Origin of the sequence: Paenibacillus harenae DSM 16969 (genome assembly GCF_000422465.1) — a bacterium.
Taxonomy (GTDB): domain Bacteria; phylum Bacillota; class Bacilli; order Paenibacillales; family Paenibacillaceae; genus Pristimantibacillus; species Pristimantibacillus harenae.
On sequence record NZ_KE383844.1, the window covers coordinates 1 to 24,440 of the forward strand.

Consider the following 24,440-nt stretch of genomic DNA (forward strand, 5'->3'; position numbering starts at 1 on the left):
ATGCGACCGACTCGCGTATCCGGTATTAGCATTCGTTTCCGAATGTTATCCCGGTCTTACAGGCAGGTTACCTACGTGTTACTCACCCGTCCGCCGCTAAGTTACTCCCGAAGGAATAACTCCGCTCGACTTGCATGTATTAGGCACGCCGCCAGCGTTCGTCCTGAGCCAGGATCAAACTCTCCAAATTGGTTAGTTGTCCGCGAAACCTCTCTCTAGCCAAAGGTCAGATTGAAGTTTCTCGTTGACTCATTACTTTTTTATCGCTTTTCCATTAATCCGTGAGGATTAACGGGGCAGTTTCACTCGTTGTTCAGTTTTCAAAGAACAATCTTTTCTTTCTCGCCGTCCGCCTGTTTCTCTCGGCCGGACTTATAATGTATCATGTATCCGCCTATGAAGTCAACCATTTCGCAAAACTTTTTTAGAGTTTATCCATTATTCGCACTGCGGCTGTTAAGCCGCACTACATTCATATAATAGAAGAAAGCTGGTTCACGTCCTGTTTATCTATCATGGCGTGCAGAGTTGTCTAAGCTTGCGGACAGCAGGATATGCCAAGATTTGTCTATTTACAAATAGACTTTTCATAATAAATCAGCTATATTTTACTGGGATATCGGAGGAACTAGTGAACTAGGCATTACTTCCCACAGATAGAGGAGGAAGATGCATTGCAGAAAGGCATTAAGACGAAATTGATGATCATTATGGGCGTTTTCAGTATATTATTAACGTTCATTATTTCGCTGGCGAATCAGCATCGATTGAAAGAGCATTTAATAGCGGGCTATAAGCGGGAATCCTCCCTGGTGGAGGATGTTATCGTAACGGCCGTATCGGACGCCGATAAAGCGTTTCAAATGTCGGATGATAAATTGGAAGAACAGATGCGCGTCTACTCGGACCGTCTGCTGGAACTCTACCGCGTGAATCCGGACGTCGCTACGTGGGATTATGAAGCGCTTAAGAACGAATTCGGCGGGATGGACGTGTACATTATCGACGATTCCCAAACGATCGTGCATAGCAGCTTCGCTCCGGATATCGGGCTCGATTTCAGAAAGGATAACGAAACCATGAAGCGGTTTGCCGATTTGCTGGCCGAAAGGCTTAAGGGCAATTCGTTCATAGCGGACGGTTTGGACCAGGAGACGAACACGGGAAAGCTCCGGAAGTACAGCTACGTTCCGACGCCCGATCATAAATATTTGATCGAGCTCGGATTATATCAGGAAAGCAATCCGGTCTTCCAAAGCTTCAATTTCCTGGATATTGGTCGCAAGCTGGCTGACAAATACAGTTATATCCATGAAATTACCGTCTTTACGACCTCGGGCAAAGCAATCGGCAAAAGCGGTGAAGACGGCAAATCGGCAGTCGTATCTCCCGAAAACCGGCCTTTCTTAGACGAAGCCTTCCGTGAAAAAAAGGTTCAGCAGGTAGAAAGGATCGTGAACGGCAAATCGGTCGTTTACCGCTATGTCCCTTATATCATGCAATTCAACCAGGACGCGGTCCGCTATACGGATCACCGTATTATTGAAATCAAATATAATGAACAGGAGCTCCTGGACAAGCTGAAGCAAAATAATCACGTTTTCCTGCTTCAACTGCTCGCAACCTTAGCAATCGTGCTTATTATTTCCTATATCATTACCCGGTTAGTCGCCAAACCGCTGTATTTGGCTTCCCACGACTGGCTTACCGGGCTATTCAATCGTGCCGCATTCGTGCATTCGCTTGCGGTAAGTATGGAGAAAAACAATAAACGGGGTCATACAATGGGCTTGCTGCACATTGACCTCGATAACTTCAAGCAGATCAACGACGCGCTCGGCCATGACGCAGGCGATGCCTTCCTCGTCGAGGTTAGCAAACGAATACGCTTGGCCGTCTACCATCCCGGCGCCTTTATCGCCCGACTTGGCGGCGACGAGTTCGTCGTTATTCTTAACCAAATCGATGATGAGTATGCCGCAACGGAGGTTGCTCGTACCATTATCGAGATGCTTCGGTCTCCGATTGAGATTAAGGGAGTAGACGTCGTGCAGGAATACCAGACGACCGCATCGATTGGTATCGCTCTCGCACCCGCTCACGCGCAGGACTCCGCAGAGCTGTACAACTGCGCCGACAAGGCACTTTATTATGCCAAACGAACCAATAAAAATACGTATTGCACGTACAGCGACGCCGCAAAGTTCGATTCAGCCGGTTAAATAAAGCTTGCACGCAAAAAGCGTCAGCCGCTCTTGCTTAATGAGCGGCTGATGTTTTTTTATTCAACTCCGTATAATACGGGAATGAAGCCGTAATGTGTCTGTCCCCCGAAGACGGCATAAGAAGCACACGGAGCAAACCAGTCTCCTCGTGCTTTGCTTATTTCTCCGCAACTACCGCGAAATAAACGGGAAGCCCGCCGAATACCGTCCATTGCGGCTCCGTATATACCCTTACCTCCCTAAAGCCCGCGGCTAGAAGGCTCGATGTTAACCCGCTTTTCGTTAAAAATCGGGATTGCGACGGGTAAGAAGGATTAATCCTACTCCCTCTGCGGCTAAACCCTAAAACCTTTTGCAGCACATATCCGGCGCTTTTCTTCATGAAAATCCCTTTTCGTTTAAACAGGTAATGCCACGGATATCCCGAACCATGAACTAGCAGAAATACTTTTCCTCGCGGGCTGAGCACGCGGTTCATTTCCTCCAGCGCGCGGTCTGCGTCCAAGTATTGCAAAGCCGCCCTGCAGACGACAAAATCCACGGCATCGTTGCCGAGCGGCAATTGATGGGCATCCGCCGCCTTGACCACAACCCCGCCGCCACCGTCTTGCAACGTACGAAGCAGCGCTTCCAGCAGCTCAAGCTGCTTTACATTCCGATCCAAAGCGTAAACAAGCTCCGGCTCATTCCGGAGCAGCGACCAGACCGTCGCCCCTCCCCCGCAGCATAAGTCCAGTATTTGACGGCGATTCTCCGCTTCCTTTATAAGCAGCCGGTCAAACCGGTCTGGAGCATAGATCTGCCGGTAATATTCGTAGCAAGCATAGCCAAATTCTTTGTCGAGCAGCTTGTCCTTTTCAGATATAATCCCTTTTGATTGAAGAAGCTTCTTCTCTTCTTCATCCGGCCCTTCGAGATCAGCCATATTCACGCCATAATCTTCTCCGAATAAATAAGCGACACACGCCAACAATCTTCTATGAAGAACGATTTCAACTTTTTCACGCACTCAATGGCATCCCCTTAAGTGAGGATAAGAATGATGGATGGAAACGCAGGTGTAATCGGACAATAAGTGTTTGATTTTAGCGGACGATTTCCTTAAACCGTAGTACCTTCTAAATCCGTTAAGCCAGCTTGTATTAAAAATTCGCGGCTGACCGCCGTCCAGATCGGAAGGATGAATATAAAACACAAATGAGCCGTTATTTTTCAAAATCCTCCTTGCTCCCGCCTGAAACACAGGGTAGGGATACAGACGGAAATAACCCCCGCCGCCCCAAGGAACTGCAATTCCGCCCATACGGCATACGGGCAAAGGAATCTCCCAGAGACGCTCCGTTATTTTGAAGGAAGACTGCCCTGCTTGCGTCGCTTCTCTGAATTTCGAATAGAGAGCATTAGAGCTGCTCGGCATCAAGCTGGAATCATAGACGAATCCTTCCTCCGCCAAGAGATCAAGCCCCCAGTCCACCATGGAAAAACACGGCGCGCGGTAGCCATACACTTTTTCCCCTATTATATGTTCCAAAATCGCTTTCGACGTCCTGATGTCATGTTGAAATTGTTTTGGAGACTGGTCGCTGACCAGACGGTGGGCGTACCCATGCGAGGCGATCTCGTGCCCTCTTCGATGTATTTCTTTAATCAAATCCGGCTTTCTCTCCGCGATCCAGCCCAGCACAAAGAAAGTGCCGGTCGCCTCATTCCCGTCAAGCAGCTCCAGGATTTGCCGGATAGGCTGCTCCAGCCTTAACTCCTTGCCTTCCCAGTCTGAGAGAGGGAGCTGCGGGCTGCAAAACCAATCCTCCACATCAACCGTAAATACCATCTTCAACATGTCACCCCCTGCAGTTGTTATCCATCTTAAGCCCTCCATTTGTAAATGATGTATTTAGTATAAAGCAGCTTTTGGATGGAAAGGAAGGAAAAATTCGGATTTTACTTGCTTGAATGATTTTCAGGCTTATTGGTTAAATTATCATTCGTGATTTATTCCGAAGGAAGGATGGTGAGTTTCCATTTATTTCTCGCCAAGGCTGTATCATTCGTTTGTCCGTCCGAAATGGTTTACAAAAAAATACATTCACGATCATGTACATTCCCATTTCACATTTGACGGCCAAACCGTGTTGGATTTCGGTGCCGGTACCGGTGCGAATTGCTCCATGTTCCATCCGTTAAATTATGTAGGGATTGACCCTGATGCCAAACGGATTGAGTTTGCAAGGCGGCTATATCCCGACCATGCATTTAAGGTTTTGGAAAGTGAGACATTCCCGTTTGAAGACGCGTCGTTCGATTACATCCTTATTATCGCAGTGCTGCATCATGTATCTTCGAACGAAATATCAAGATACATCAAGGAAATTCAAAGGATTCTCAAGCCTGATGGAACGATAATCATTATGGAACCATGTTTATGCAAGAATAAACCGTTGTCAAACGGTTTTATGAAATGGTACGACAACGGAGAATATATTCGACATGAAGAAGAATATATTCAATTGTTTACAGATCATAATTTGGAATGTCAGGTCATCAAACGTTTTCGAAAATGCTTTTTATATAACGAGTTATTTTTTTCAGTAAATTCAAAATCACGATTGCAGCCCGTCACGAATAACTGAACGGCCGGTTGTTCACAAAAAACAGCACTCTCCTGTTGGAAAGCGCTGTTTTTTATTAGTAAATGATGCGGAACCCGGCAAACCCCGTTCATCCCATCTTCTTCACGGGAAACTCTTGCTCCAGGCCCTTCTGCCGGGTCTCATCCAGATAAAGCGTAAACTTGGAATCGCCGCTATAGGAAATATGCAGCCATTCGATTGCGCGAGTCATCGCGATATAAAACAGCGATACCTCGTGCTCCTCCGCCTCTTCCAGCGAAAACGGCATATTCTCGGCGTTGACGATAAAGACCGCCTGGAAGTCGAGCCCCTTCACGCTGTCGATTGCCGCTATATTCACCCCATCGCCGGATGGGACCGGCTCCTGATTCTCATCGGCATCTCCGGTCAGCCAATGATGCGGAAGCCCTTGCCCCTTCAGCTCCCTGCGAATCATATCGATATAGGAGGAGTAATAATTGTCCTTCACCCGATACAAAATGACCATCTCGGGATAAGGAACCTGATGCTCCCTATGCAAATAGCGAATTTGCTCAGCGGCAGCACGCACCTCTTCCCTGAAGCTTCCGCACCGTCTTATCGAAGGCTCCGTCCCGTTTCTGCGCGCACTCTGAGGCGGAATAATCTCCACCCCTTTAGATGAGCCGTGCCGCAACCCGTTCCCGAGGACCGAATACCGCTGATAAAAGTCCCACGCAAACTGCGCAATCTGCGACGTATTCCGGTAATTGACGGAAAGAACGCGCGACCGGCCGCGGAAATCCAGCCCCGTGTCTTTGAGCAGGCTTGACTTTCGCCTAACGGCCGACTGCGTCCGGTCCTCTACGAGAAGCAGGTTCTGCGTAGCCGGGTTAAGCAAGCTGCTAAGCAGCTTTAACCACTCCGGCTGAAAATCCTGTCCCTCATCGATAAGGATGGCCTCATACATCGGAAGAATCGCTTCCTTCTTCTGCACCTTGCCGATGAGCGCTGTCACATCGGTATCTTTGGCTCGCAGCGCTTTGGTCAACCACTCGTGAAAGTTATAGACTTCTATATTCGATTGACTCTGCTTGCCGTTCCTTTGCTCCGCCAGCCGGATCCAGTCCAGCAGATCCTCCGGCTCGTCCATCTTCCGGTCAATCATCTGCCGAAGGCTTTGGGACAGGGCAATACTGTTGCAGAGAACAAGAATCTTCCAATCGGGATAATAGTTCGCGAGCATCTTGGCGCGGTTTGCAAGCACGATCGTTTTGCCGCTGCCCGCCCCGCCCCGGATCAACCGGTGGCGGTCACCCAGCAGTCTCGCCATATTTTCCTGATGCAGGTCCATCGTCTTCGGATGATGCATCGACAGCACGTACTGCTCGCGCTCGTTCGCGGGCTGCCGGAATTCCGCGCTGATCCGCGCCTCGGGCATGAAGGATTGCCGGATCGCCCCGATATCTTCCTTCGACAAAATGATCCGGGACCGGCTCCAATCCATAAACATGCCGTGAATCTTCTCAATCAGCGCATCGGCCGAAAACTCGCCGTCATCGGGATCGATCTCATCCCGGCAAAGCACGAACGACTGCGGGATGACCTCATCCAGCTTATACTCAATAAACTCTTTACGCCTCATGCGCGTAAAAACCGTTCCGAACCCGTGCTGAAACTTCAGCCGCCCTTTTAATTTGCCATCCGCAAAGACGAGGCTATCAACCTTCTTAAGCTCACTAGCGACATGCCTTGCCATTTCCTTCGCCTGCCGATAGGGATTCTGAACGGTTTCCAGCTGACCGCCGGCCGTAAATACCTGCCATTCCTCGCGGTTCGCTTCCACGAGCGACGACTTCGTATATTCCTTCACCTCGAGAACGACCAGCCCCAGATCCGGCCCTATAACGACAATCTCAGGCCAGCTTCCTTCGATTTCCGGCTCGAAATAGACCACATAATCGCTCGGAAGATGATCCTTCAGCGAACGGTACAATAGCCGAACACCTGCGGTCGCGCTCGTTCGCAAAACTTTCGGGACCATGTAAGCCATCCGATCTCACCCCGCGTTCCATTATTCTATCATTATATCACGCCTGAATGAGGGATATCGATCACTTACACGCAATTAATCGAACGTATCTGGAAAGCGAGGCCTAACCCTACCATAGGCAAGGGCTCCCTTGATATATGTAAGTTCCTATAGCCGCAAGTCATCCGGTTTCATTCAGATCCGGCGGATTACCTGCTTTTACCCGGCTCCGGCTTGGCATTGTCTCCTTTATCAGTACCTGCCGCCGCTCCGTCCGGTTTTTTGGTGCCTTTGCTCGTATAAGGCTTGGGAGCGTTTTTCGCTCTATTGGCGCTGGCCTGCCATCTGTTCCACCCTTTTTTGTCCGTGCCTCTGCCCGTTCCGCCCTTGCCTTTTGCTTTGCTCATATCCTCGCTCCTTTATAATCCGTATCTTAAGAGTAGTCGTTAGAGTTAAGATACACAAGTTAACAGATTTCTTTGCAAACACGGTCTCCCTGCCGATAACTTATTGTATATACTTTTTATTAGATGAAACACAAGAAGGAGGTGGATCCAATGAGCCCATTCGCTAAAACGCCCAAACCGCCCTATTATGCCGTTATCTTCACAAGCAAGCGTACCGAAGGGGATAAGGGGTACGAAAAATTAGCCGAGGAGATGGCGATGCTGGCAGCCAATCAGCCAGGCTTCCTAGGAGCCGAAAGCGTCCGGAATGCCGAAGGCTTCGGGGTCACCGTTTCTTACTGGGATTCTTTAGACGCCATAAGGAATTGGAAAGCAAACGACGCCCACTTGATCGCACAGGAAAAAGGAAAAACCGTCTATTACGACAATTACGTCACAAGAATTTGTAAAGTAGAGAGAGAGTACTCGCTTCGGGAGTTATAAACTATCCCCCTCCTTTTTAATAGGTAATGCCTATAAGTTTATAGTTTTCGTATTGAAATTATAGGCGGTATGAACTATATTAAATAGTAATTATGTAGCATTTCATCACATCAGAAGAAGGAACCTAACATGAAACTAACAATTAGTAGAAAGCTGTTCGCAGGATTTATGTCCGTACTACTCGTATTGATTGCCATGGTTGCGATGAGTTATACCCAAATTGCCAAAGTTGAACGCTCTTTTACCGGGCTGATCGAAGACGAAGCTAATCATCTGATATTGATCCAGCAATTAAACGTAAGCGTGAAGAAGGAACAAGCGGGACTCCGCGGTTATCTGCTCCTCGGCGATAAAGCCGCCTTGCAAAGCTTCACAGATGCCCACTCTGAATTCCAGAAGCTTAGCCTTAGCCTGGAAGAACTCATGTTAGACCCCGAAGCAAAAGCATTGCATCAGGAACTGGACCAGCTCGAGAGCGAGTATTATCACGTCTCCAACAAGTCCATAAAACTATATGTGCAAAATAAAACGACGGAAGCCGCCGAATTAATCGCCACGGACGGCCAGGAGATTATCGGCAAATTCGATGATAAGGCCGAGCAGTTCACCGCTTTGCAGCAAGGCATCCTGGATAAAGGCAAGAAGGAAACGGCACTTGGCGTTCAATCGGTTAAAATGTTGATTCTAGGGCTGGGTATTGCCGCCGTTCTGATCAGCATCGTCATCTCGTGGTTCATAGGAAGGCTCATTTCCCGTCCGGTCGTCGCCATCGCGAAGGCTGCCGAACAAATCGCATCGGGAGACCTGACCTCCAAGGAGGTTAACGTTACAAATAAAGACGAAATCGGAGATCTAGCGGCCTCGTTTAACCGGATGTCGCAAAATCTCCGGCAGCTGATTGACCATGTCGGCTCTAATGCCGTACAGGTGGCGGCTTCCGCAGAGCAGTTGACGGCAACCAGCGCGCAGGCCTCGCTTGCATCCGAGCAGATTACGACCACGATGCAGGAAGTAGCGGCGGGCGCAACCAATCAAAATCTGCAGCTGGAAGAAGCCTCCAGGACGATGAATGAAATGTCCGCGGGCATTCAGCAGATTGCCGTCCATGCCAACGGCGTATCGGCAACTTCGATTGCAGCCTATGAGACGGCCGGCGAGGGCGGACGCGCCATTCACACGGCTTCCGAACAAATGAAATCCATCCATGATACCGTCGCGGAGCTTGCCGGCGTCATCCAAGGATTGGATAGACGCTCTGCCGAAATCGGCAGCATTCTGAACGTGATTGCCGGGATTGCGTCGCAGACGAATATTTTGTCCTTGAATGCCGCCATTGAGGCGGTGCGGGCAGGCGAGCACGGCCGCGGATTCGCCGTCGTAGCCGGCGAGGTTCGTAAGCTGGCGGAGCAATCGACGGTGTCAGCCCGTCAAATCTCGCTTCTGATCGAAGACATTCAGGAGGAAACGAAGCGTGCCGTTCAATCCATGGTCGCGACTACTCATGAGGTAGCTTCAGGCATGTCTGCCGTTCGCACGGCCGGGGAATCGTTTGCGCACATTCAAGGCTCGGTGAACACGGTTAACGATCAAATCCAAGAGGTGTCTTCCTCCATTCAGCAAATGGCTTCCGGCGCCGAACAAATCGTTCATGCCATGCAATTCATAACCGGCGTATCGGAGACGACCGTCTCAGGCGCGCAGGAGGTATCCGCCTCAACCGAGGAGCAACTCGCTTCCATGGAGGAGGTATCGGCATCCGCGAGATCGTTATCTCAATTGGCGGAACAGCTTCAGACGCAGATTGAAAAGTTTAAAGTGTAGGCACGGTACCCGTCTAATGTACAATGTACACACAGGAACGTGTCGTATCGATCAAAGATAGAAATCAGCGAATCGCAAAAAACCTGGCCTACCGGATGTACCGGAGGTCAGGTTTTTTCTGTTTATTTCGCGAATATATGATTGCCGATCGTTACGGTAACTTCTCTGCTGCGCACCCACTTGTTATCCGTTTTGTCCGGATTATAGAAGACAACGGCGCCTTGACTCGGATCTTCCCCGTTCAAGGCTGCTTGAGCGGCTTTTTTCGTCTCGTCGCTTGGCGTCACACTGAAAATTCGCTTATCGAGCACCGGCGAGTATTGATGATAGGATACGCCGTTGTACTCCGTTACTTGAAAAATCGTCGCTTTTATCGTATTAGGCCAATCCGGGCTGTTGACCCGGTTAAGGATGGATGCGGCAACGGCCGTTTTGCCTGTATAGCTTTCACCGCCCGCTTCCGCTTCAGTGATCCGGTACAGCCATTTCAAATCCTCTTGCGAAGCCGATACGAGACGCGCCTGATCCTTTGCAACACTATGTATCCCGCTCCGGCCGGTTGTGCTGACCGATGTTCTCTTCAACCTTGCGTCATAATGAACGTCCATCCCCAGCTTTCTAGCCGCGTAGGCAAGCGGAACATAGATCCTGCCTCCGTTATTGACGGTCGTCGTCGTCAAATCATCCCGCTTCCATTGGCCTGACGGATGCAAATAATCCGTAAAGCGTTGACCGGACGGGAATCCGATCGTCGTGCCGCCGCCGCTGATCACTGCCGAGCGGTATTTCCCGCTCCAGCCCACGTTTGCCTTCATCGACCTGAAGAACGCGGCCGGCACCATCTGATAATTATTTTGCATAATCACGGATGTCTTAACCGGCGAACCGTCTACATAAATCACGGTACCGGATGCGCCGGCTGCAGATAGCCCGCCGGGCATCAGCAATACTCCCGCCGCACAGGCTGCAAGCAATCTCCTGAATAATTTTCCCATTAATGCTGTCGCCTCCTTACCGTCCTACTCTACTACAAATAGATTAGTAGATTCTATGGTAAAAACAGGAGTCGAAGACGGGATAAACCTGCTGCGCTCAAGCAGATGCGCTTAGAATTTAAAGAAAGACCCGGGACTGGTCTCCTTGAACGATGAATTCGGTGGGAGACATGCCGCTGTGTTTTTTGAAAATCCGAAAAAAATAAGACGTGTCATAGTAGCCCAGATATTGAGCGATGCCTGAAACCGTCATATCGGAGTTGAGCAGCAGGTTGCAAGCCTCCAGAACACGAAGCTGGTGCATATAACGAATCGGCGAATGGCCGTATACTTCCTTGAACAAAGCCGTCGTGTAATTCGGAGACCGATGGATAAGCTTCGCCAGCTGCTCGATTTCGACCGGTTCGCGGTAATGCTCCAGAAGATACGTCTTGACGATCTGCGCATATTTTTGCTTCATCGGCGCAAGCTCCGGCTTCTCCATTTCGCGGGCCAGCATGCCGATCAGCTCTTGCATGATGCCTAAGCAGATGAAGGAACGGAAGCGTTTGCTCCCTCTCATCTCTTCATACAGCCGTTCGCAGCGGTGAGAAGCGTATTGGAAATTGGCGATCTTGGCCTTGATGAATTGCCCCTCGTCCAGGAACGGAATTCCCGTCCTTAGACCGCTATCCAAGGTAAACAAAATCGTATGCTTCTGATGCGTGCCGTTCCTGTCATTTTCGCCGCTTCTTCTTGTTGACTTCGGTATGAACAGAAAATCTCCTTTCTCTGCCACGACCTCTTCCCCATTGATTTCATATTTGACCTTCCCCTCACGGACCAGCACAAGCACGTTGTGACCGATCGTTTCCAGATGCGTCCGCCAGTTGGGAATGGAATGATCGAAATGTACACTCATGATTTGAATCACGCCCAGCACCTCTTCATTCGAATGTAGATAGAATCCTATCATATCGCCCTTTTCTCGTAAATGACTTCTCCCGCATCTCCCGCAAGAAAAAAATATGACAATTGAAATGTACATTGAAAACATGAAATGTACGTGGACGCACAAGAAAATCATCACCTATAATTCAGCTAAAGCCATACGCAAGAAAGGGATGAATAAAAATGAGAGTATTATTGCTGGATTTGGATTCTACAAGACCGGATCATCTGGGGTGCTACGGCTATCATCGGAACACTTCACCGAACATTGACAAAATCGCCTCGGAAGGCGTTCGGTTCGAAAATTATTACACCTCCGACGCGCCTTGCTTCCCGTCGCGCACCGCTCTAATGACCGGCCGGTTCGGCATTCATAACGGCGTCGTCGGCCATGGCGGGACGGCGGCCGACGTGCGGCACGAAGGGGCCGAGCGGGAGTTCCGCGACAGGCTCGCATCGGAGAGCTTCCCCGCGCTCTTCCGGAAAGCCGGCCTGAAGACTTCGCTTATCAGCCCGTTCGGCGAGCGGCATTCCGCCTGGACCTTCTATGCCGGATTCAATGAAATCCACAATACGGGCAAGGGCGGCATGGAGTCCGCCGAGGAGGTCACGCCCGTCGTTCTGGACTGGATCGAGCGCAACGCCGAGCAGGATAACTGGATGCTGTACGTGAACTATTGGGATCCCCATACCCCGTACCGGGCACCCGAAGACTTCGGCAATCCGTTCCGGGAGAACCCGCTTCCCGGCTGGATTACGGAGGACGTGCTGGAAGGCCATAAGCGCAAAGTAGGCCCGCATAGCGCGAGCGAAATCAATATGTACGACAGCGGCACATCGGCGAATTTCCCGCGCCATCCCGGCGAGATTACATCCATGGACGAGCTGCGGACCATGATCGACGGCTATGACTGCGGCATCCGGCATATGGACGACAATATCGGAACCCTGTTCAAGCTGCTGGAGAGCAAGGGCGTCATGGACGATCTGGTCGTCATTATTACGGCGGACCATGGCGAGAATATGGGCGAGCTCGGCATCTACGGCGAACACGGCACGGCCGACCAAGGCACCTGCCGCATCCCGATGATCATCCGTTGGCCGGGCATGCAGGGCGGCACCACCGATCGAGGGCTTCATTATCATCTGGATCTGCTGCCGACGATGGCGGAGCTGATGAACCAGCCGAAGGCGCCAAGCTGGGACGGCAGCAGCTACGCGAGCGTCCTGAGAACCGGCCAGAGCGACGGCAGAGATTATCTGGTCGTATCGCAGTGCGCCCACGTGTGCCAGCGCAGCGTGCGCTTCGGGGACTGGCTGTACGTCCGAACCTATCATGACGGCTATCATCTTTTTGACAAGGAAATGCTGTTCAATCTATCGGAGGACATCCATGAGCAGCATAATCTGGCTAAGGATCGGCCGGATCTGTGCAGGGAAGCCGTCTATCTATTGAACGAGTGGCACGACGGCATGATGGCTACGATGCCGCATGACGTCGATCCGTTGTGGACGGTAATTAAGGAAGGCGGCCCTTATCATGCGAAAGGCCATCTGCCGAAGTACATCGAGCGGTTAAAGGCGACGGGACGAGGCGATGCGGTGCCGGAACTGATCAGGAGACATCCCCGGGAATTGGCATAACGGTTAGTATGTGCTTTGGATGTAATAAATAATTTGGATGCAATAAGCGATTTGTGCTACTAATAATCGATTCCCCCTCTAAGAATCGTGCCGGATGTGTTTTATGCTTATTCAGGAAGGGACATCCATAATGTATCGGAGGGGTTTCGATGATTACCAAAGGACAGCCGTTTTCAATCGAGCAATACCGGGAGGAAGGCTACAGCGGTCCCGTTCAAGGACTGAGCCTGCAAGAAGCGGATATGTACAACGATCATTTCTTTGAAGTGCTGGGGCAGTCCAAATATTCGCCCGGTCCTGCGAACGTTAATTTATCCGCTTGTCATCAGCGCCATCGCTGGGCCTATGAGCTGGCGACGCATCCCGGCATCGTGGACGCGATGAAGCAAATATTAGGCGAGGATATCGTGTTATGGGCGATGCACTTCTGGTACAAGGAGCCGGGCAACGGGAAATACATCCCCTGGCATCAGGATATTAATTACTGGCCGATGGAGCCGGCGATCAACGCGACCGCATGGGTGAGCCTCGGCTACTCGCTCCGGGAGAACGGATGTCTCCGCGTCATTCCCGGCACTCATAAGCAGCTGGTGGAGCACACGATTAACGTCGACAGCCAAAGCGCATTCGGCCAAGGCATTGCAGCCGATCGGATTGACGAATCGAAGGCGGTCGATCTGGAGATGACCCCGGGACAGATCGCTTTCTTCAACGAAGCGACGTTCCATGGTTCGGAAATCAATCATTCCGCCATTCCGAGAGTCGCCTTCTCCGTCCGGTATACGACCCCGGAAGTGAAGTTCAAGACGGAAGAATGGACCGGCGATGTCAGCCGGATCAAGACCTACCTGGTGAGCGGTCAGGACCGCTGCCGGTATAACGATGCCATCATTGGCGAAATTCCGCAGCGTTAATCGCTTGTACAAATCGAAAGGCCCATATTACACTGAATGTGTAATAGGGCCTTTTCACTTTTCCCGGAGAAAGGAATATTCCCTCTAATGAACCATCCGGTACAGCTGTTCATCGACTCGTTAAACATTGAATTCCATCACCTCAAGAACTATGAATTAGACGGTAATTGGCGGATTACAGGGACGAAGCTGCAGCAATCCGTATTCTGGTACGTGACGGAGGGCCGGGTCCATGTTACCTTGGACGGAACCGGCTATGCGGCCTCGGCGGGAGAGCTCCTTCATCTGCCCGCCGGCTGCCTGTTAACCGCGCGTCCCGCCGCGGCCGGGATCAAGCTGCTTAGCTTAAACTTCGCCGCGGCGGTCTCGTTTCTGCCGAACCGGCCTTGGCATGAACTGCTGCGGTTTCCGGTTTATTGGGGGCCAGCGGATCCTGCATGGGCCGGCTTGCTCCGCGAGATGAATGCGACGGCAGGGCAAACCGGCATGGCGCGTTCCATGCTTCTCCAAGCAGGTATCATTCGAATGGTCGGGCTGATGATAGACCGGTATATGGCGAGTGGTTACGCAGATTCCGAAGCCGCGATGTCCGCGGATATTCGTATCCATAACGTTATTGCTTATATGATGCAGAACCCGTCGCGGATGCCATCCGTGTCCGGCTTGGCCGAGCTTGTTCAATTAAGCGAATCCCATCTTCGCAAGCTGTTCATGCTGCATATCGGCATGCCGCCGCAGCCGTTCATCCACCGGATGAAAGTCGAACAGGCGAAGCGAATGCTGGCCCAAGGTAGCGAACGGATATCCGGCATCGCCGCCTTGCTGGGGTTTCAGGATCCGAACTATTTTGCCAGACTGTTCAAGCAGCATACCGCCCTATCCCCCAAGCAATTTAGAGACAAACACCGCAACTGGATGACCGGCGCGACCGAGAGCTGACGAAGCCATCACATACCTGTCCGGCCATGAATGTCATACATCGCCCCACTTATCGAATAACCGGTCCACCCGCGAGCTGATTTCTTGCTCGGTAACGGTCAGCAGGCATCCGTGACGAAATACGTGGCGCCCGCCGACCACGACGTGAGCGATCGCGCCGGGCTGCATGGCATAGACCATATTCGCGAACAATTCGCGTTTCGGCGCCAGAGACAAATCCTGAATGTCCAACGCGGCGAAGTCCGCCGCTTTGCCGGCTTCGATCGATCCGATCGGCAGTCTTAACACTTCGGCGCCGCTCGCGGTCCCCATCCGAAAAACATCCTTCGCGGTGAGGCAGGTGCCATCCAACCGGGTCACCTTCTGCAGCAAAGCGCACATCCGCATTTCTTCGAACACGCTGATCCGGTTGTTGCTGCAGCCCCCGTCCGTCCCCAATGAAACCTTTACGCCGGCTCTCATCAGGTCCGGAATCCGGGTGACGCCGTCCGCCAGGAACATATTGCTGGAGGGACAGTATGCCAGCGAGCCGCCGCGCCGGCCGATCAGTCCGACCTCCGAATCCTCTAACCACACCAAATGGATGGCGATCATTCGTTCATCCAGCACGCCTAACGAATCCAAATAATGAATCGGCCTGAGTCCGTAGTCCCTTAACGTCTCCTCGACCTCGAACATCTCTTCCGCCACATGAATATGGAAAGGAGTGTCCAGCTCCATCGCAAGCCGATGGCCGGCCTTAATCATTTCCGGTGAAGCCGCGTGAGGGCTGTGAGGCGCCGGATGGACCGCAACCATCGAATCTCCCTGGTATTTGACGGCAAGAGAACGGGTTCGTTCCACGGCCTCCGCCACCGTTTCCCTATAGGCTGCGGGGGCCCCGCTCCAATCGTACATCGTCCGGGCAAACACAAGCCGGATGCCTACGTCCTTCGCAGCCTGAATAACCGCTTCGTCATAGGCCGTGCCGCCGTTATGCACATAAAAGAAGTCGCTGACGGTCGTAACGCCATACCTGATCATTTCCCCGAAGGCCAGCAGCGCTCCCGCATAGATCGCTTCTTCATCGAGCAGCGGCGTGTACCGGTACAGCGACTGCTCTCTCCATTCCAGAAAAGGTTTATCGGCGGCGATGCCGCGCAGCAAGCTTTGAAAGGAATGGTTATGCGCGTTGACCGTGCCCGGCACGATCGCTTTCCCTTCCCAGTCGAGGCGCTCGGCGTCGGGAAACGCAGCGGATACCCGATCCGCGGGCCCCACATCTACGATGACGCCGTTCTCCTCCACGAGCGCATAATCTTTCTGAAACGCTCCATTGGCATAGACATAATCCGCTGTATATCGCTTCCGCCTGCTCACGGCTAACCCTCCTCAAGCATCTAGTTTCTCATCCAGATCCAAAATGGCATGAAGCAGAACGTTGCCCGCCTTCTCCATATCATCGATTCGGCTCTCCTCTTCCGGACAATGGCTTCTTCCATCCAGGCTGGGGACGAAGAGCATGCCCGTCCGGGTGAGCGACGCCATATGCGCCGCGTCATGTCCGGCCATGCTGCCAAGCGCGGCATACGGATAACCCAGCTTCTCCGCTTGCAATGCGCAAGTCTCAATAATGAGCCGATCCATGGCGACCGGATGCTGGTCCAGCAGCAGGCGGCGCTCGATTCGCACGCCTCTTCTGGAGCAAATAAGCGCCGCATGCACTTCCCATTTATCGACGGCTTCCTGTATGTCGTCTCTTGTTCTCCCGCGGATCTCCATGTGAAACCGTACCTTGCCCGGAATGATATTGGCCGCATTCGGGTCATTCGCGATCCTGCCGACCGTCCCTACGGTTTCGTCGGATTGATGCGCAAGACATACCCGCTCCAGCGCGAGCATCGCTTCGGCCGCTCCCGTTAACGCATCTTTCCGGTCCTGCATAAGCGTCGTCCCCGCGTGATTCGGGACGCCGACAACCGTCACTTCCTCCCGGTAAATGCCCGTAACCGCCGTGACGATACCGACCGGAATGCCGCGCCGCAGCAGCCTCTTGCCCTGCTCGATATGAACCTCGAGAAACGCGGCGAACTCTTCCGGCTTCCGGCGTACCTGCTCGAAGCGCTCCGGATTGCCACCCGCTTCGCGCAGCGCATCGATTAGAAGCGTTCCGTTATCATCCCGTACGCCTTCCAAGTCCCTCTTGGTCAGCTTGCCTGCTATGGACCGGCTGCCAAATGTCGATAGACCGAACGGATTCGGTTCTTCCGCGCTGAAGGAAACAAGCTCGAGCGGATGCCGGGTCCGAATGCCCTGCTCCTTCAGCACAAGCATAATCTCGAGCGCTAATAAAACGCCGAGCGCGCCGTCGTACTTCCCCCCGTTCGGCACCGTATCGACGTGGGAACCGAACGCAATCGCCGGAAGCCCGCCGCTCTTTCCGCGCCGGGCAGCCCAAATATTAGCCGCTTCGTCAACGCGAACGTCCAGTCCGAGGGCGGCCGCCTTCTCTTTCACCCAGTTCCTCGCGGTTAACTCCGCGGGCGTAAACGTCGTCCGGTCCAAGCCTCCCTCCCCGTTCACGCCGATTCGGCCGAGCTCGAGGATGGCTTGCTCTAATCTGGCCGCATGAATCGTGAGCCGCTTCATGCATAATTCCTCTTTCCCTGCACAATGACGGGAACGCCCCTCTTGATGACGGTCTCCGTCAAATTAACGGCATAATGGTACTGCATGTACTCGATATTCGGGGCATCGAAAATAACCAGATCGGCCTGTTTCCCTTCCTCGATGCTGCCGATTCGGTCCGCGCGTCCAATGGCATGCGCCGCATTAATCGTGCAGGCGGTCAGCGCTTCGGCAGGTGTCATCCGCATCGTCAAGCATGCCAGGTTCATCATGAAAGGAAGCGACTCCGTCGGGCTGGAGCCCGGATTTCGGTCGGTTGACAGGGCTACCGGCACGCCCGCTTCGATCATTTTCCGGGCATCGGCCGGTTTCGTCATGAGGAAGAAGGCCGTGCCTGGAAGCAGCACCGCAATGACACCCTTCTCCGCCATTGCCCGAATGCCGGCGTCCGACGCCCGCAGCAAATGCTCGGCCGATATAGCTCCGATCTCGGCAGCCAGCTCCGCCCCCCCGTAAGGGACGATTTCATCGGCATGAATCTTCGGCTTCAGCCCCCATTTCAGGCCGGCTTCCAGAATCGCCCTCGATTGTTCCGGGGTGAACACGCCCTCCTCGCAGAAGACGTCGCAATACTCGGCCAATCCTTCCTTGGCGACGGCCGGTATCATTTCCTCCGTCACGATCCGTACGAAAGCATCCGGATCCGACTTGTACTCGGGAGGAACAGCATGGGCACCCATGAAGGTCGAGACGAGATCGACGGGATGCTCGCCATGAAGGAAACGCGCCGCCCTCAGCTGCTTCAATTCATCCGCAAGCCGCAGCCCGTAGCCGCTCTTCGCCTCGATCGTCGTCACGCCGTGGGCAAGGAAACGGTCAAGCCGCTTCCGGGTCTCCCCGATTAAATGCGCTTCCGATGCGGCGCGGGTTTTATTCATGGAATGCAGAATCCCGCCGCCGGCTCGCAGGATTTCCATATAGGCGGCGCCGCGTAGCCGGAGCGTCAGCTCATGCTCCCGCGACCCGGCGAACACCGCATGCGTATGCGGGTCGATCAGCCCCGGGGTGACGGTCTTTCCTTCCGCCGAAATGACGGTGACGTCTTCCCCTCCATGGCGCGAGACATATTCAGCCGCCTCACGGTCGGTTCCGGCGAAAGCAATAAGTTCGCCATCCACGACGACGCCGCCGTTCTCGATGATGTTTACCCGTTCCATCTCTATCCCAACCTTTGGCGCCTGACTGCCCCCGCTTACGGTGGCGACTTGCGCCGCGTTCTTGATATACAGCATACGGTTACTCCTCTCCGGTCTCCTGGCTGATCTGGCTGCCTTGGCTGTCCTGGTTATCCTGACTGTCCTGGCTGTACTGGTTATCCTGGCTGTCTTGGCTGTCCTGCCCGCCCGCCATCGGCATCCGAATCCCCATCTTCTTGGCGGTATCGATCGCCAGCTCATAACCCGCATCCGCATGGCGCGCGACGCCCATGCCCGGGTCGGTCGTCAAGACGCGCTCCAATCGAGCCTCCGCCTCCTTCGTGCCGTCCGCGACGACGACCATGCCGGCATGGATGGAATAACCCATGCCTACGCCTCCGCCGTGATGCAGCGACACCCAGCTGGCGCCAGCCGCCGTGTTGAGGAGCGCGTTAAGGATCGGCCAATCGGCGACCGCGTCGCTGCCGTCAAGCATCGCCTCCGTCTCGCGGTTCGGCGACGCGACGGACCCCGCGTCAAGATGGTCGCGCCCGATCACGATCGGAGCCGACAGCTCCCCGGAAGCGACCATATCGTTAATGATGCGGCCGAACAACGCCCTCTCTCCATAGCCAAGCCAGCAGATCCGGGACGGCAGGCCTTGGAAGGCGATTCTCGCCTGCGCCATCCGGATCCATTTGCATAAATGCTCATTTTGGGCGAATGTCTTCAAGATCACTTCATCGGTCTTGTAAATGTCTTCGGGATCGCCGGACAACGCCGTCCAGCGGAACGGTCCTCTCCCTTCGCAAAACTGCGGGCGGATGTAAGCCGGGACGAAACCCGGAAAAGCGAAGGCGTCCTCTACGCCTTCGTCATAAGCGACCTGACGAATGTTATTGCCATAGTCGAAGGCGATCGCGCCGAGCCGCTTCATCTCGAGCATCGCGTTCACATGCGCGGCCATGCTCGCTTTGGCCTTCCTGACATAAGCCGCCGGATCTTCCGCGCGCTGCTTGCCGCCCTCCTCCAGCGATAATCCCGCAGGCAAATAACCGTTCAGCGGATCGTGAGCCGAGGTTTGATCCGTAATGATATCCGGGATGAAGCCGCGGCGGAGCATCTCCGGCAATACCTCGGCCGCATTGCCGACCAGGCCGATAGATAACGCCCTCCCCTCCTTCATCGCTTCGACCGCAAGCGCGATCGCGTCATCGAGGCTCTCCAGCATGCAATCGCAATAACGCGAATGAATGCGCTTCTCGATGCGGGTCTTGTCGACGTCGATTCCGATCAATACGCCTTCGTTCATAGTGACGGCCAGCGGCTGCGCCCCTCCCATTCCGCCGAGGCCGGCCGTTACGGTAATCGTTCCTTTCAGCGTGCCGCCGAAATGCTGCCTCGCGCATTCCGCGAACGTCTCGTAGGTGCCCTGAACGATGCCTTGGCTCCCGATATAGATCCAGCTGCCCGCCGTCATCTGCCCATACATCATAAGGCCCTTCCGATCCAGCTCGTGGAAGGTATCCCAGTTCGCCCATGCCGGAACCAGGTTCGAGTTGGCAAGCAGCACGCGCGGCGCATCCCGGTGGGTCCGGAAGACCGCGACAGGCTTGCCCGATTGGACCAGCATCGTCTCATTGTCCTCGAGCTGCTTCAGCGCAGCGACGATGGCGTCGAAGCTCTCCCAATTTCGCGCGGCCTTGCCGATCCCGCCGTACACGACCAGCTTGTTCGGATATTCGGCCACCTCCGGATCCAGATTGTTCATCAGCATGCGAAGCGCCGCTTCCTGGACCCAGCCCTTCGTATTCAACTTGGTTCCGCGCGGCGCGCGAACGACTCGTTCCTTCATAGCGTTCACCCTCCAATCCCATTATTCGATCGGAACGACCGTCGCGATGGCTTCCCGCACATTCGTTCTTCTCATCCATTCCGCTACGACGCGAATATCGCCTGATAATACGCGGTCTTCGTCCATGATGCTCACATGCTCGCGGCACCGGTCGTACACCCATTTCGTTCCCTTCCCCAACTGCTCCGGACCGCGATAATCGGCAGCCTGCGCGGCGCACAGAAGCTCGATGGCCAGCACCGAGTAGGAGCCCGACACGATCTGATTCGCTTTGCGGGCCGCGATCGTTCCCATGCTGACGTGATCCTCCTGATTCCCCGACGACGGGATCGAGTCTACGCTCGCCGGATGAGCAAGCGACTTGTTCTCGGATACGACCGCGGCGGCCGTATATTGGGCGATCATAAAGCCGGACTGGACGCCTCCGTCCTTCGCCAGGAAAGGAGGAAGCTTCTCATTCAGAGACGGATTGACGAGTCTCTCGGTCCGGCGCTCCGAGATGCTTGCGAGCTCAGCCGCGCTGACGGCAAGATGATCCATCGCCAAAGCGACAGGCTGGCCGTGGAAATTGCCCCCGGAAATAACGCGGTCCTCGGCAGCGAAAATAAGCGGATTATCCGTCGCGGCGTTCATTTCGATTTCCAGCTTCTCTTGGATATATCGCAGCGCGTCCCTGCTTGCGCCATGAACCTGCGGCGCGCAGCGGATCGAATACGCGTCCTGCACGCGCAGCTCTCCTTGGCCGGTCATCAGCCGGCTGCCCTCTGTCAATCGCCGGATATTCGCGGCGGATTGACCCTGCCCGGGATGCGGACGAAGCGCGTGGGTGAGCGGCTCGAATGCGTCGCGAATGCCGCGGAGCGCCTCCGCCGTCAACGCGGCCGCGCAATCCGCCCATCCGGCTAAGTTGAGGGCATCATAGCATGCAAGCGCCCCTATGCCCGTCATCACCTGCGTTCCGTTAATCAACGCGAGACCTTCTTTCGCTTCAAGCGCGATAGGTTGCAAGCCGGCTCTGGCCATCGCCTCGCTGCCTGGCAATCGGTCGCCGAGATAGCAGGCTTCTCCTTCGCCGATCAGCACGAGCGCCAGATGCGACAAAGGCGCCAAGTCCCCGCTTGCGCCAAGCGAGCCTTGCTCCGGGATAACCGGCGTCACTCCCGCATTCAGCATATCGGCCAGCAGCTGGACGACACCCGGACGGATGCCGGAGTATCCCAGCGATAAGGCATTGATGCGCAGCAGCATGGTCGCTCTTACCGCTTCCTCCGGCAGCGGCGGTCCAATCCCGCAGGCATGGCTGCGGATCAGATTCAGCTGCATGCGTTTCGTATCCTCCGCCGAGATGTAGGTATCGCTGAATTTGCCGAAGCCGGTCGTCAGCCCGTACACCACCCGTTTCTCGCGAAGCAGCTTCTCGACGTACGCCCGGCTAAGCGCCATCTGATCGAGGCTGCCCCGGCTGATCTGTACCCGCTCCCTTTGGCGGGCCACCCGGATCACCTGCTTAAGCGTCATTGTTCCGCCGTTAACGAGCACTGCCTTTTCGTCTATGGGCATCCTGCTTTCACCTGCCTTTCAAGCCTTTAAGCGGAAGCGGCTAGGAAGCTTACAGAATTTTAAAAAGCCAATACCCTGGTTGAGGTATCGGCTTCTAATTACTGGACACGATATGGCTGCCTTGGTTTCTGCATTGGCGTATTCCTATCATTGCTAAAATATATGAGACGAATGCTGCCTTAAAACCTGAAAATAAGAAAAACTTTATGTCATAAGCCGCCGGCACGGTGTTCCGTTGCTTCGCCGAATGCGGTCCGTCATGCTTCCGCGTACTTCTTCAACATTTTTTCCAGCATTTCTTTTAATTCGCGCCTCAGATGGGCCGGCTCCACGACTTCCGCTTCGTCGCCAAAGCTCAATAGAATGGAAAGGAGCTTCTTCTCCCTTACGTCATTGTCAAGCTTCAGCTTGACGGTCAAGGAACCATCCGGATTAAAGCTTTTTTCGGCATCGTAAAAATAATCCAATGCCCTTGCTAATGATTCTTTGGAAAAATGAAGGATGACATCAACATGATCGGTCCACCTGTAATTCTCATACGACATCCGCTGCGGCGTTGATTGATGAACCCGCTGATACTGCTCCGGCAAGGCGAGCAAATGCGCCATTCTCGATATTTTAAATTCCCGATAATCATTTCTCTCTCTGCAATAACCGTATAAATACCAAGCATTATATTGGAAGTGCAAGCTGACCGGTTCCACTCGCCTGGTTACCCTTTCGTTCCTGCCGTTGACGTACTCGAATTGGATCACATGACGATCCATGATAGCGGATCTAAGTGCCCGAAGCGATTCGTTATAAACCTGCACGCTCCCTATATCCATAGACAGGTTTGGCGGATGATCGTCTTTCTGAATCGTTTGTAATTTGCGGACGGTCTCCATGGCTCTCTCGTCATCGAAGACGGTCGACATGCTGTGAAGAACGGTGATGAGCGAGCCTGCGTCATACGAACCGAGCAAGCTTTTATCCATTTTATAGGTATCGATGATCCCGTAGCCGCCGTTCACTCCCTGATACGATACGACGGGAATCCCGGCCGCGCAAATCACATCAATATCCCGATAGATCGTTCTCTGGGATACCCCGTATTTTTCCGCAAGCTCGGAAGCGGATATCACCTCGTTATTCAGCAGCATGTAGATCATGGATATCAGGCGATCCAGCTTCATTCCTTCCAAGCCCCCCTTCAAATAGATCCTTCTATTCTATCATATTTAAAAAAGGCATAAACCGTCGTCAAACACCGACAACCTGCTGTCATACTTTCCTCCGTATCCTATCGGTATAAGATATGAAATGATGATTAGGAGGCTATTCGATATGAACCATAAGATCGTGATCTGTTCGGGTAAAATGTGCGTCAAACAAAACGGCGAAAATACGCTTGAGGCCCTTGCCGCATCCATGCGCAATGAAGTTGAGCAGTTAGGCTTGGGAGAACGCGTAGCGGTTGAGTTCGGCAAATGCATGAGGGCCTGCAGAAAAGGCTGCGTCGTTACAGCCCAACCGGAGATGGATAAATACTTCAAGGTGACCCCCGAGACCGGGCGGGAGATTGTGAATGCCCTATCTCAATCATCGGCTGTAAGCGCATGTTAAAACGGTCCCCGGGCATGCAAAAAAGCCCGTCTATTCGACCGGCATTTTCATTCGGATCTCCTTTCACGGATAAAGAAAGAGAAATAGACCGCCCAAAGGGAAGGCTTGGTCTATTTCAGGGCCATTGGAATCGTTAAAATGGCTGAATCCGCTTGGCTGTCGCTTTCGTCTGTTAGCAAATACTCAATTCATTGCCCGTTTTCCCCCGATATTCATGCGAATGCGGAGTTAAGCCGTTAACCGTCGTGCAGCCTTCGAAACAATGGTAATGTCCGCCCCCGGGGCGCGGTATGGCCGGTCCGGTCGTTCCTTGCAGAAGATGCTTATGCCCGCTGTCTACGGACGTAAACGAGCAGTATCGATGGACATGCTGGACACCCGAAGGCGCCGGCTCCGTCTTGCCTGCGTAACGGTGATCGTGACCGACGTCGAAGGACGTGATTCCCCTAAGATCGTGGATATGAAGCGGTCTTCCGCTCCAGCTTGTCAGATAGAGGATGTGGGAGTGCTCGTCGCTTGAGCCGTCGCCGTGAACGACAAAGCCTGTTACCGGAATTTCCATCGTGTAATGCCTCCTTTCCGTCTATGATTCTATTAATATATGACCGATTCTATCAATCGCTTTAGGGCGATCGCGGA

Annotated in this window: 21 protein-coding genes and 1 rRNA gene; 8 read left to right on the forward strand and 14 right to left on the reverse strand. The window is 53.5% G+C overall.

The window, feature by feature from the left end; translation table 11 throughout:
• Positions 1-190 (reverse strand): 16S ribosomal RNA (locus H581_RS0124035); the annotation flags it as partial.
• 484 nt (positions 191-674) lie between these two features.
• Between H581_RS0124035 and H581_RS0124040 the strand changes: the two genes are divergently transcribed.
• Complete coding sequence (locus H581_RS0124040; RefSeq protein WP_028612229.1) at positions 675-2,222, forward strand: GGDEF domain-containing protein; 1,548 nt, start codon at positions 675-677, stop codon at positions 2,220-2,222.
• Positions 2,223-2,382: 160 nt separating this feature from the next.
• On the opposite strand, the gene H581_RS0124045 is transcribed toward H581_RS0124040, so the two are convergent.
• Complete coding sequence (locus H581_RS0124045) at positions 2,383-3,234, reverse strand: class I SAM-dependent methyltransferase (protein WP_028612230.1); 852 nt, start codon at positions 3,232-3,234, stop codon at positions 2,383-2,385.
• Positions 3,235-4,065: a polysaccharide deacetylase family protein gene (locus H581_RS35215; protein ID WP_051251323.1), complete on the reverse strand. Its 831-nt coding sequence runs from the start codon at positions 4,063-4,065 to the stop codon at positions 3,235-3,237.
• Between the two features lie 199 nt (positions 4,066-4,264).
• Between H581_RS35215 and H581_RS35220 the strand changes: the two genes are divergently transcribed.
• Entirely contained in the window at positions 4,265-4,855 is a 591-nt protein-coding gene (locus H581_RS35220) for a class I SAM-dependent methyltransferase (protein ID WP_084134764.1), read from the forward strand.
• Positions 4,856-4,943: 88 nt separating this feature from the next.
• Here H581_RS35220 and H581_RS0124060 read toward each other — a convergent pair whose 3' ends face one another.
• Positions 4,944-6,866, reverse strand: coding sequence for a 3'-5' exonuclease (locus H581_RS0124060; protein WP_028612231.1), 1,923 nt, complete (start codon positions 6,864-6,866; stop codon positions 4,944-4,946).
• A gap of 188 nt (positions 6,867-7,054) precedes the next feature.
• A complete protein-coding gene (locus H581_RS0124065; RefSeq protein ID WP_028612232.1) occupies positions 7,055-7,252 on the reverse strand; it encodes a DUF3934 family protein in 198 nt (65 codons plus the stop codon).
• Between the two features lie 150 nt (positions 7,253-7,402).
• On the opposite strand from H581_RS0124065, the gene H581_RS0124070 reads away from it, so the two are divergent.
• Both H581_RS0124070 and H581_RS0124075 read left to right on the forward strand, forming a co-directional pair.
• Positions 7,403-7,735, forward strand: a complete 333-nt coding sequence (locus H581_RS0124070) for an antibiotic biosynthesis monooxygenase family protein (protein WP_028612233.1) — start codon at positions 7,403-7,405, stop codon at positions 7,733-7,735.
• A gap of 129 nt (positions 7,736-7,864) precedes the next feature.
• On the forward strand, positions 7,865-9,556 hold the full coding sequence (locus tag H581_RS0124075) for a methyl-accepting chemotaxis protein (RefSeq protein ID WP_028612234.1): 1,692 nt from the start codon (positions 7,865-7,867) through the stop codon (positions 9,554-9,556).
• Positions 9,557-9,678: 122 nt separating this feature from the next.
• Here the strand turns inward: H581_RS0124075 and H581_RS36670 are convergent, their stop codons facing one another.
• Together H581_RS36670 and H581_RS0124085 are read right to left on the reverse strand one after the other, a co-directional pair.
• Positions 9,679-10,551, reverse strand: coding sequence for a cell wall hydrolase (locus H581_RS36670; RefSeq protein ID WP_051251327.1), 873 nt, complete (start codon positions 10,549-10,551; stop codon positions 9,679-9,681).
• A gap of 118 nt (positions 10,552-10,669) precedes the next feature.
• The gene (locus H581_RS0124085) at positions 10,670-11,506 is read right to left on the reverse strand and encodes a helix-turn-helix domain-containing protein (protein ID WP_245600142.1); all 837 of its coding nucleotides are present in this window, start codon (positions 11,504-11,506) and stop codon (positions 10,670-10,672) included.
• A 158-nt stretch (positions 11,507-11,664) separates the two neighbouring features.
• Here H581_RS0124085 and H581_RS0124090 point away from each other — a divergent pair, with 158 nt between their 5' ends.
• The 3 genes from H581_RS0124090 (at position 11,665) to H581_RS0124100 (ending at position 14,978) form a co-directional block, all read left to right on the forward strand.
• Positions 11,665-13,125, forward strand: a complete 1,461-nt coding sequence (locus tag H581_RS0124090; RefSeq protein WP_028612236.1) for a sulfatase family protein — start codon at positions 11,665-11,667, stop codon at positions 13,123-13,125.
• A gap of 149 nt (positions 13,126-13,274) precedes the next feature.
• Complete coding sequence (locus H581_RS36675; protein WP_051251329.1) at positions 13,275-14,039, forward strand: phytanoyl-CoA dioxygenase family protein; 765 nt, start codon at positions 13,275-13,277, stop codon at positions 14,037-14,039.
• 87 nt (positions 14,040-14,126) lie between these two features.
• Complete coding sequence (locus H581_RS0124100) at positions 14,127-14,978, forward strand: AraC family transcriptional regulator (protein WP_028612237.1); 852 nt, start codon at positions 14,127-14,129, stop codon at positions 14,976-14,978.
• Between the two features lie 33 nt (positions 14,979-15,011).
• Here the strand turns inward: H581_RS0124100 and H581_RS0124105 are convergent, their stop codons facing one another.
• The 6 genes from H581_RS0124105 to H581_RS0124130 form a co-directional block, all read right to left on the reverse strand.
• Positions 15,012-16,337: an amidohydrolase family protein gene (locus tag H581_RS0124105; protein ID WP_028612238.1), complete on the reverse strand. Its 1,326-nt coding sequence runs from the start codon at positions 16,335-16,337 to the stop codon at positions 15,012-15,014.
• A 12-nt stretch (positions 16,338-16,349) separates the two neighbouring features.
• Positions 16,350-17,606 carry a Zn-dependent hydrolase gene (locus H581_RS0124110; protein WP_028612239.1) on the reverse strand — a complete coding sequence of 419 codons (1,257 nt, stop codon included), beginning with the start codon at positions 17,604-17,606 and terminating at the stop codon, positions 16,350-16,352.
• Positions 17,603-18,877, reverse strand: a complete 1,275-nt coding sequence (hutI, locus tag H581_RS0124115) for an imidazolonepropionase (protein ID WP_028612240.1) — start codon at positions 18,875-18,877, stop codon at positions 17,603-17,605. Before hutI ends, H581_RS0124110 begins: the two co-directional genes overlap by 4 nt.
• A gap of 4 nt (positions 18,878-18,881) precedes the next feature.
• Complete coding sequence (gene hutU, locus H581_RS35235) at positions 18,882-20,636, reverse strand: urocanate hydratase (protein ID WP_084134766.1); 1,755 nt, start codon at positions 20,634-20,636, stop codon at positions 18,882-18,884.
• 21 nt (positions 20,637-20,657) lie between these two features.
• Positions 20,658-22,196: a histidine ammonia-lyase gene (gene hutH / locus H581_RS0124125; RefSeq protein ID WP_084134767.1), complete on the reverse strand. Its 1,539-nt coding sequence runs from the start codon at positions 22,194-22,196 to the stop codon at positions 20,658-20,660.
• Positions 22,197-22,453: 257 nt separating this feature from the next.
• A complete protein-coding gene (locus tag H581_RS0124130; RefSeq protein WP_028612242.1) occupies positions 22,454-23,371 on the reverse strand; it encodes a helix-turn-helix transcriptional regulator in 918 nt (305 codons plus the stop codon).
• 151 nt (positions 23,372-23,522) lie between these two features.
• Between H581_RS0124130 and H581_RS0124135 the strand changes: the two genes are divergently transcribed.
• A complete protein-coding gene (locus tag H581_RS0124135) occupies positions 23,523-23,801 on the forward strand; it encodes a (2Fe-2S) ferredoxin domain-containing protein (RefSeq protein ID WP_028612243.1) in 279 nt (92 codons plus the stop codon).
• A 172-nt stretch (positions 23,802-23,973) separates the two neighbouring features.
• Here H581_RS0124135 and H581_RS0124140 read toward each other — a convergent pair whose 3' ends face one another.
• Positions 23,974-24,363, reverse strand: coding sequence for a YmaF family protein (locus H581_RS0124140; RefSeq protein ID WP_028612244.1), 390 nt, complete (start codon positions 24,361-24,363; stop codon positions 23,974-23,976).
• Positions 24,364-24,440: the final 77 nt, after the last annotated feature.

Coding starts and splice junctions, on each gene's coding strand:
- H581_RS35215 (WP_051251323.1), bottom strand. CDS start 4,065: ATGTTGAAGATGGTATTTACGGTTGATGTGGAGGATTGGTTTTGCAGC.
- hutU (WP_084134766.1), bottom strand. CDS start 20,636: ATGAAGGAACGAGTCGTTCGCGCGCCGCGCGGAACCAAGTTGAATACG.
- H581_RS0124090 (WP_028612236.1), top strand. CDS start 11,665: ATGAGAGTATTATTGCTGGATTTGGATTCTACAAGACCGGATCATCTG.
- H581_RS36675 (WP_051251329.1), top strand. CDS start 13,275: ATGATTACCAAAGGACAGCCGTTTTCAATCGAGCAATACCGGGAGGAA.
- H581_RS0124070 (WP_028612233.1), top strand. CDS start 7,403: ATGAGCCCATTCGCTAAAACGCCCAAACCGCCCTATTATGCCGTTATC.
- H581_RS0124135 (WP_028612243.1), top strand. CDS start 23,523: ATGAACCATAAGATCGTGATCTGTTCGGGTAAAATGTGCGTCAAACAA.
- hutI (WP_028612240.1), bottom strand. CDS start 18,877: ATGCTGTATATCAAGAACGCGGCGCAAGTCGCCACCGTAAGCGGGGGC.
- H581_RS0124060 (WP_028612231.1), bottom strand. CDS start 6,866: ATGGCTTACATGGTCCCGAAAGTTTTGCGAACGAGCGCGACCGCAGGT.
- H581_RS0124085 (WP_245600142.1), bottom strand. CDS start 11,506: ATGATAGGATTCTATCTACATTCGAATGAAGAGGTGCTGGGCGTGATT.
- H581_RS0124065 (WP_028612232.1), bottom strand. CDS start 7,252: ATGAGCAAAGCAAAAGGCAAGGGCGGAACGGGCAGAGGCACGGACAAA.
- hutH (WP_084134767.1), bottom strand. CDS start 22,196: ATGCCCATAGACGAAAAGGCAGTGCTCGTTAACGGCGGAACAATGACG.
- H581_RS0124130 (WP_028612242.1), bottom strand. CDS start 23,371: ATGAAGCTGGATCGCCTGATATCCATGATCTACATGCTGCTGAATAAC.
- H581_RS0124100 (WP_028612237.1), top strand. CDS start 14,127: ATGAACCATCCGGTACAGCTGTTCATCGACTCGTTAAACATTGAATTC.
- H581_RS36670 (WP_051251327.1), bottom strand. CDS start 10,551: ATGGGAAAATTATTCAGGAGATTGCTTGCAGCCTGTGCGGCGGGAGTA.
- H581_RS0124140 (WP_028612244.1), bottom strand. CDS start 24,363: ATGGAAATTCCGGTAACAGGCTTTGTCGTTCACGGCGACGGCTCAAGC.
- H581_RS0124110 (WP_028612239.1), bottom strand. CDS start 17,606: ATGAAGCGGCTCACGATTCATGCGGCCAGATTAGAGCAAGCCATCCTC.
- H581_RS0124075 (WP_028612234.1), top strand. CDS start 7,865: ATGAAACTAACAATTAGTAGAAAGCTGTTCGCAGGATTTATGTCCGTA.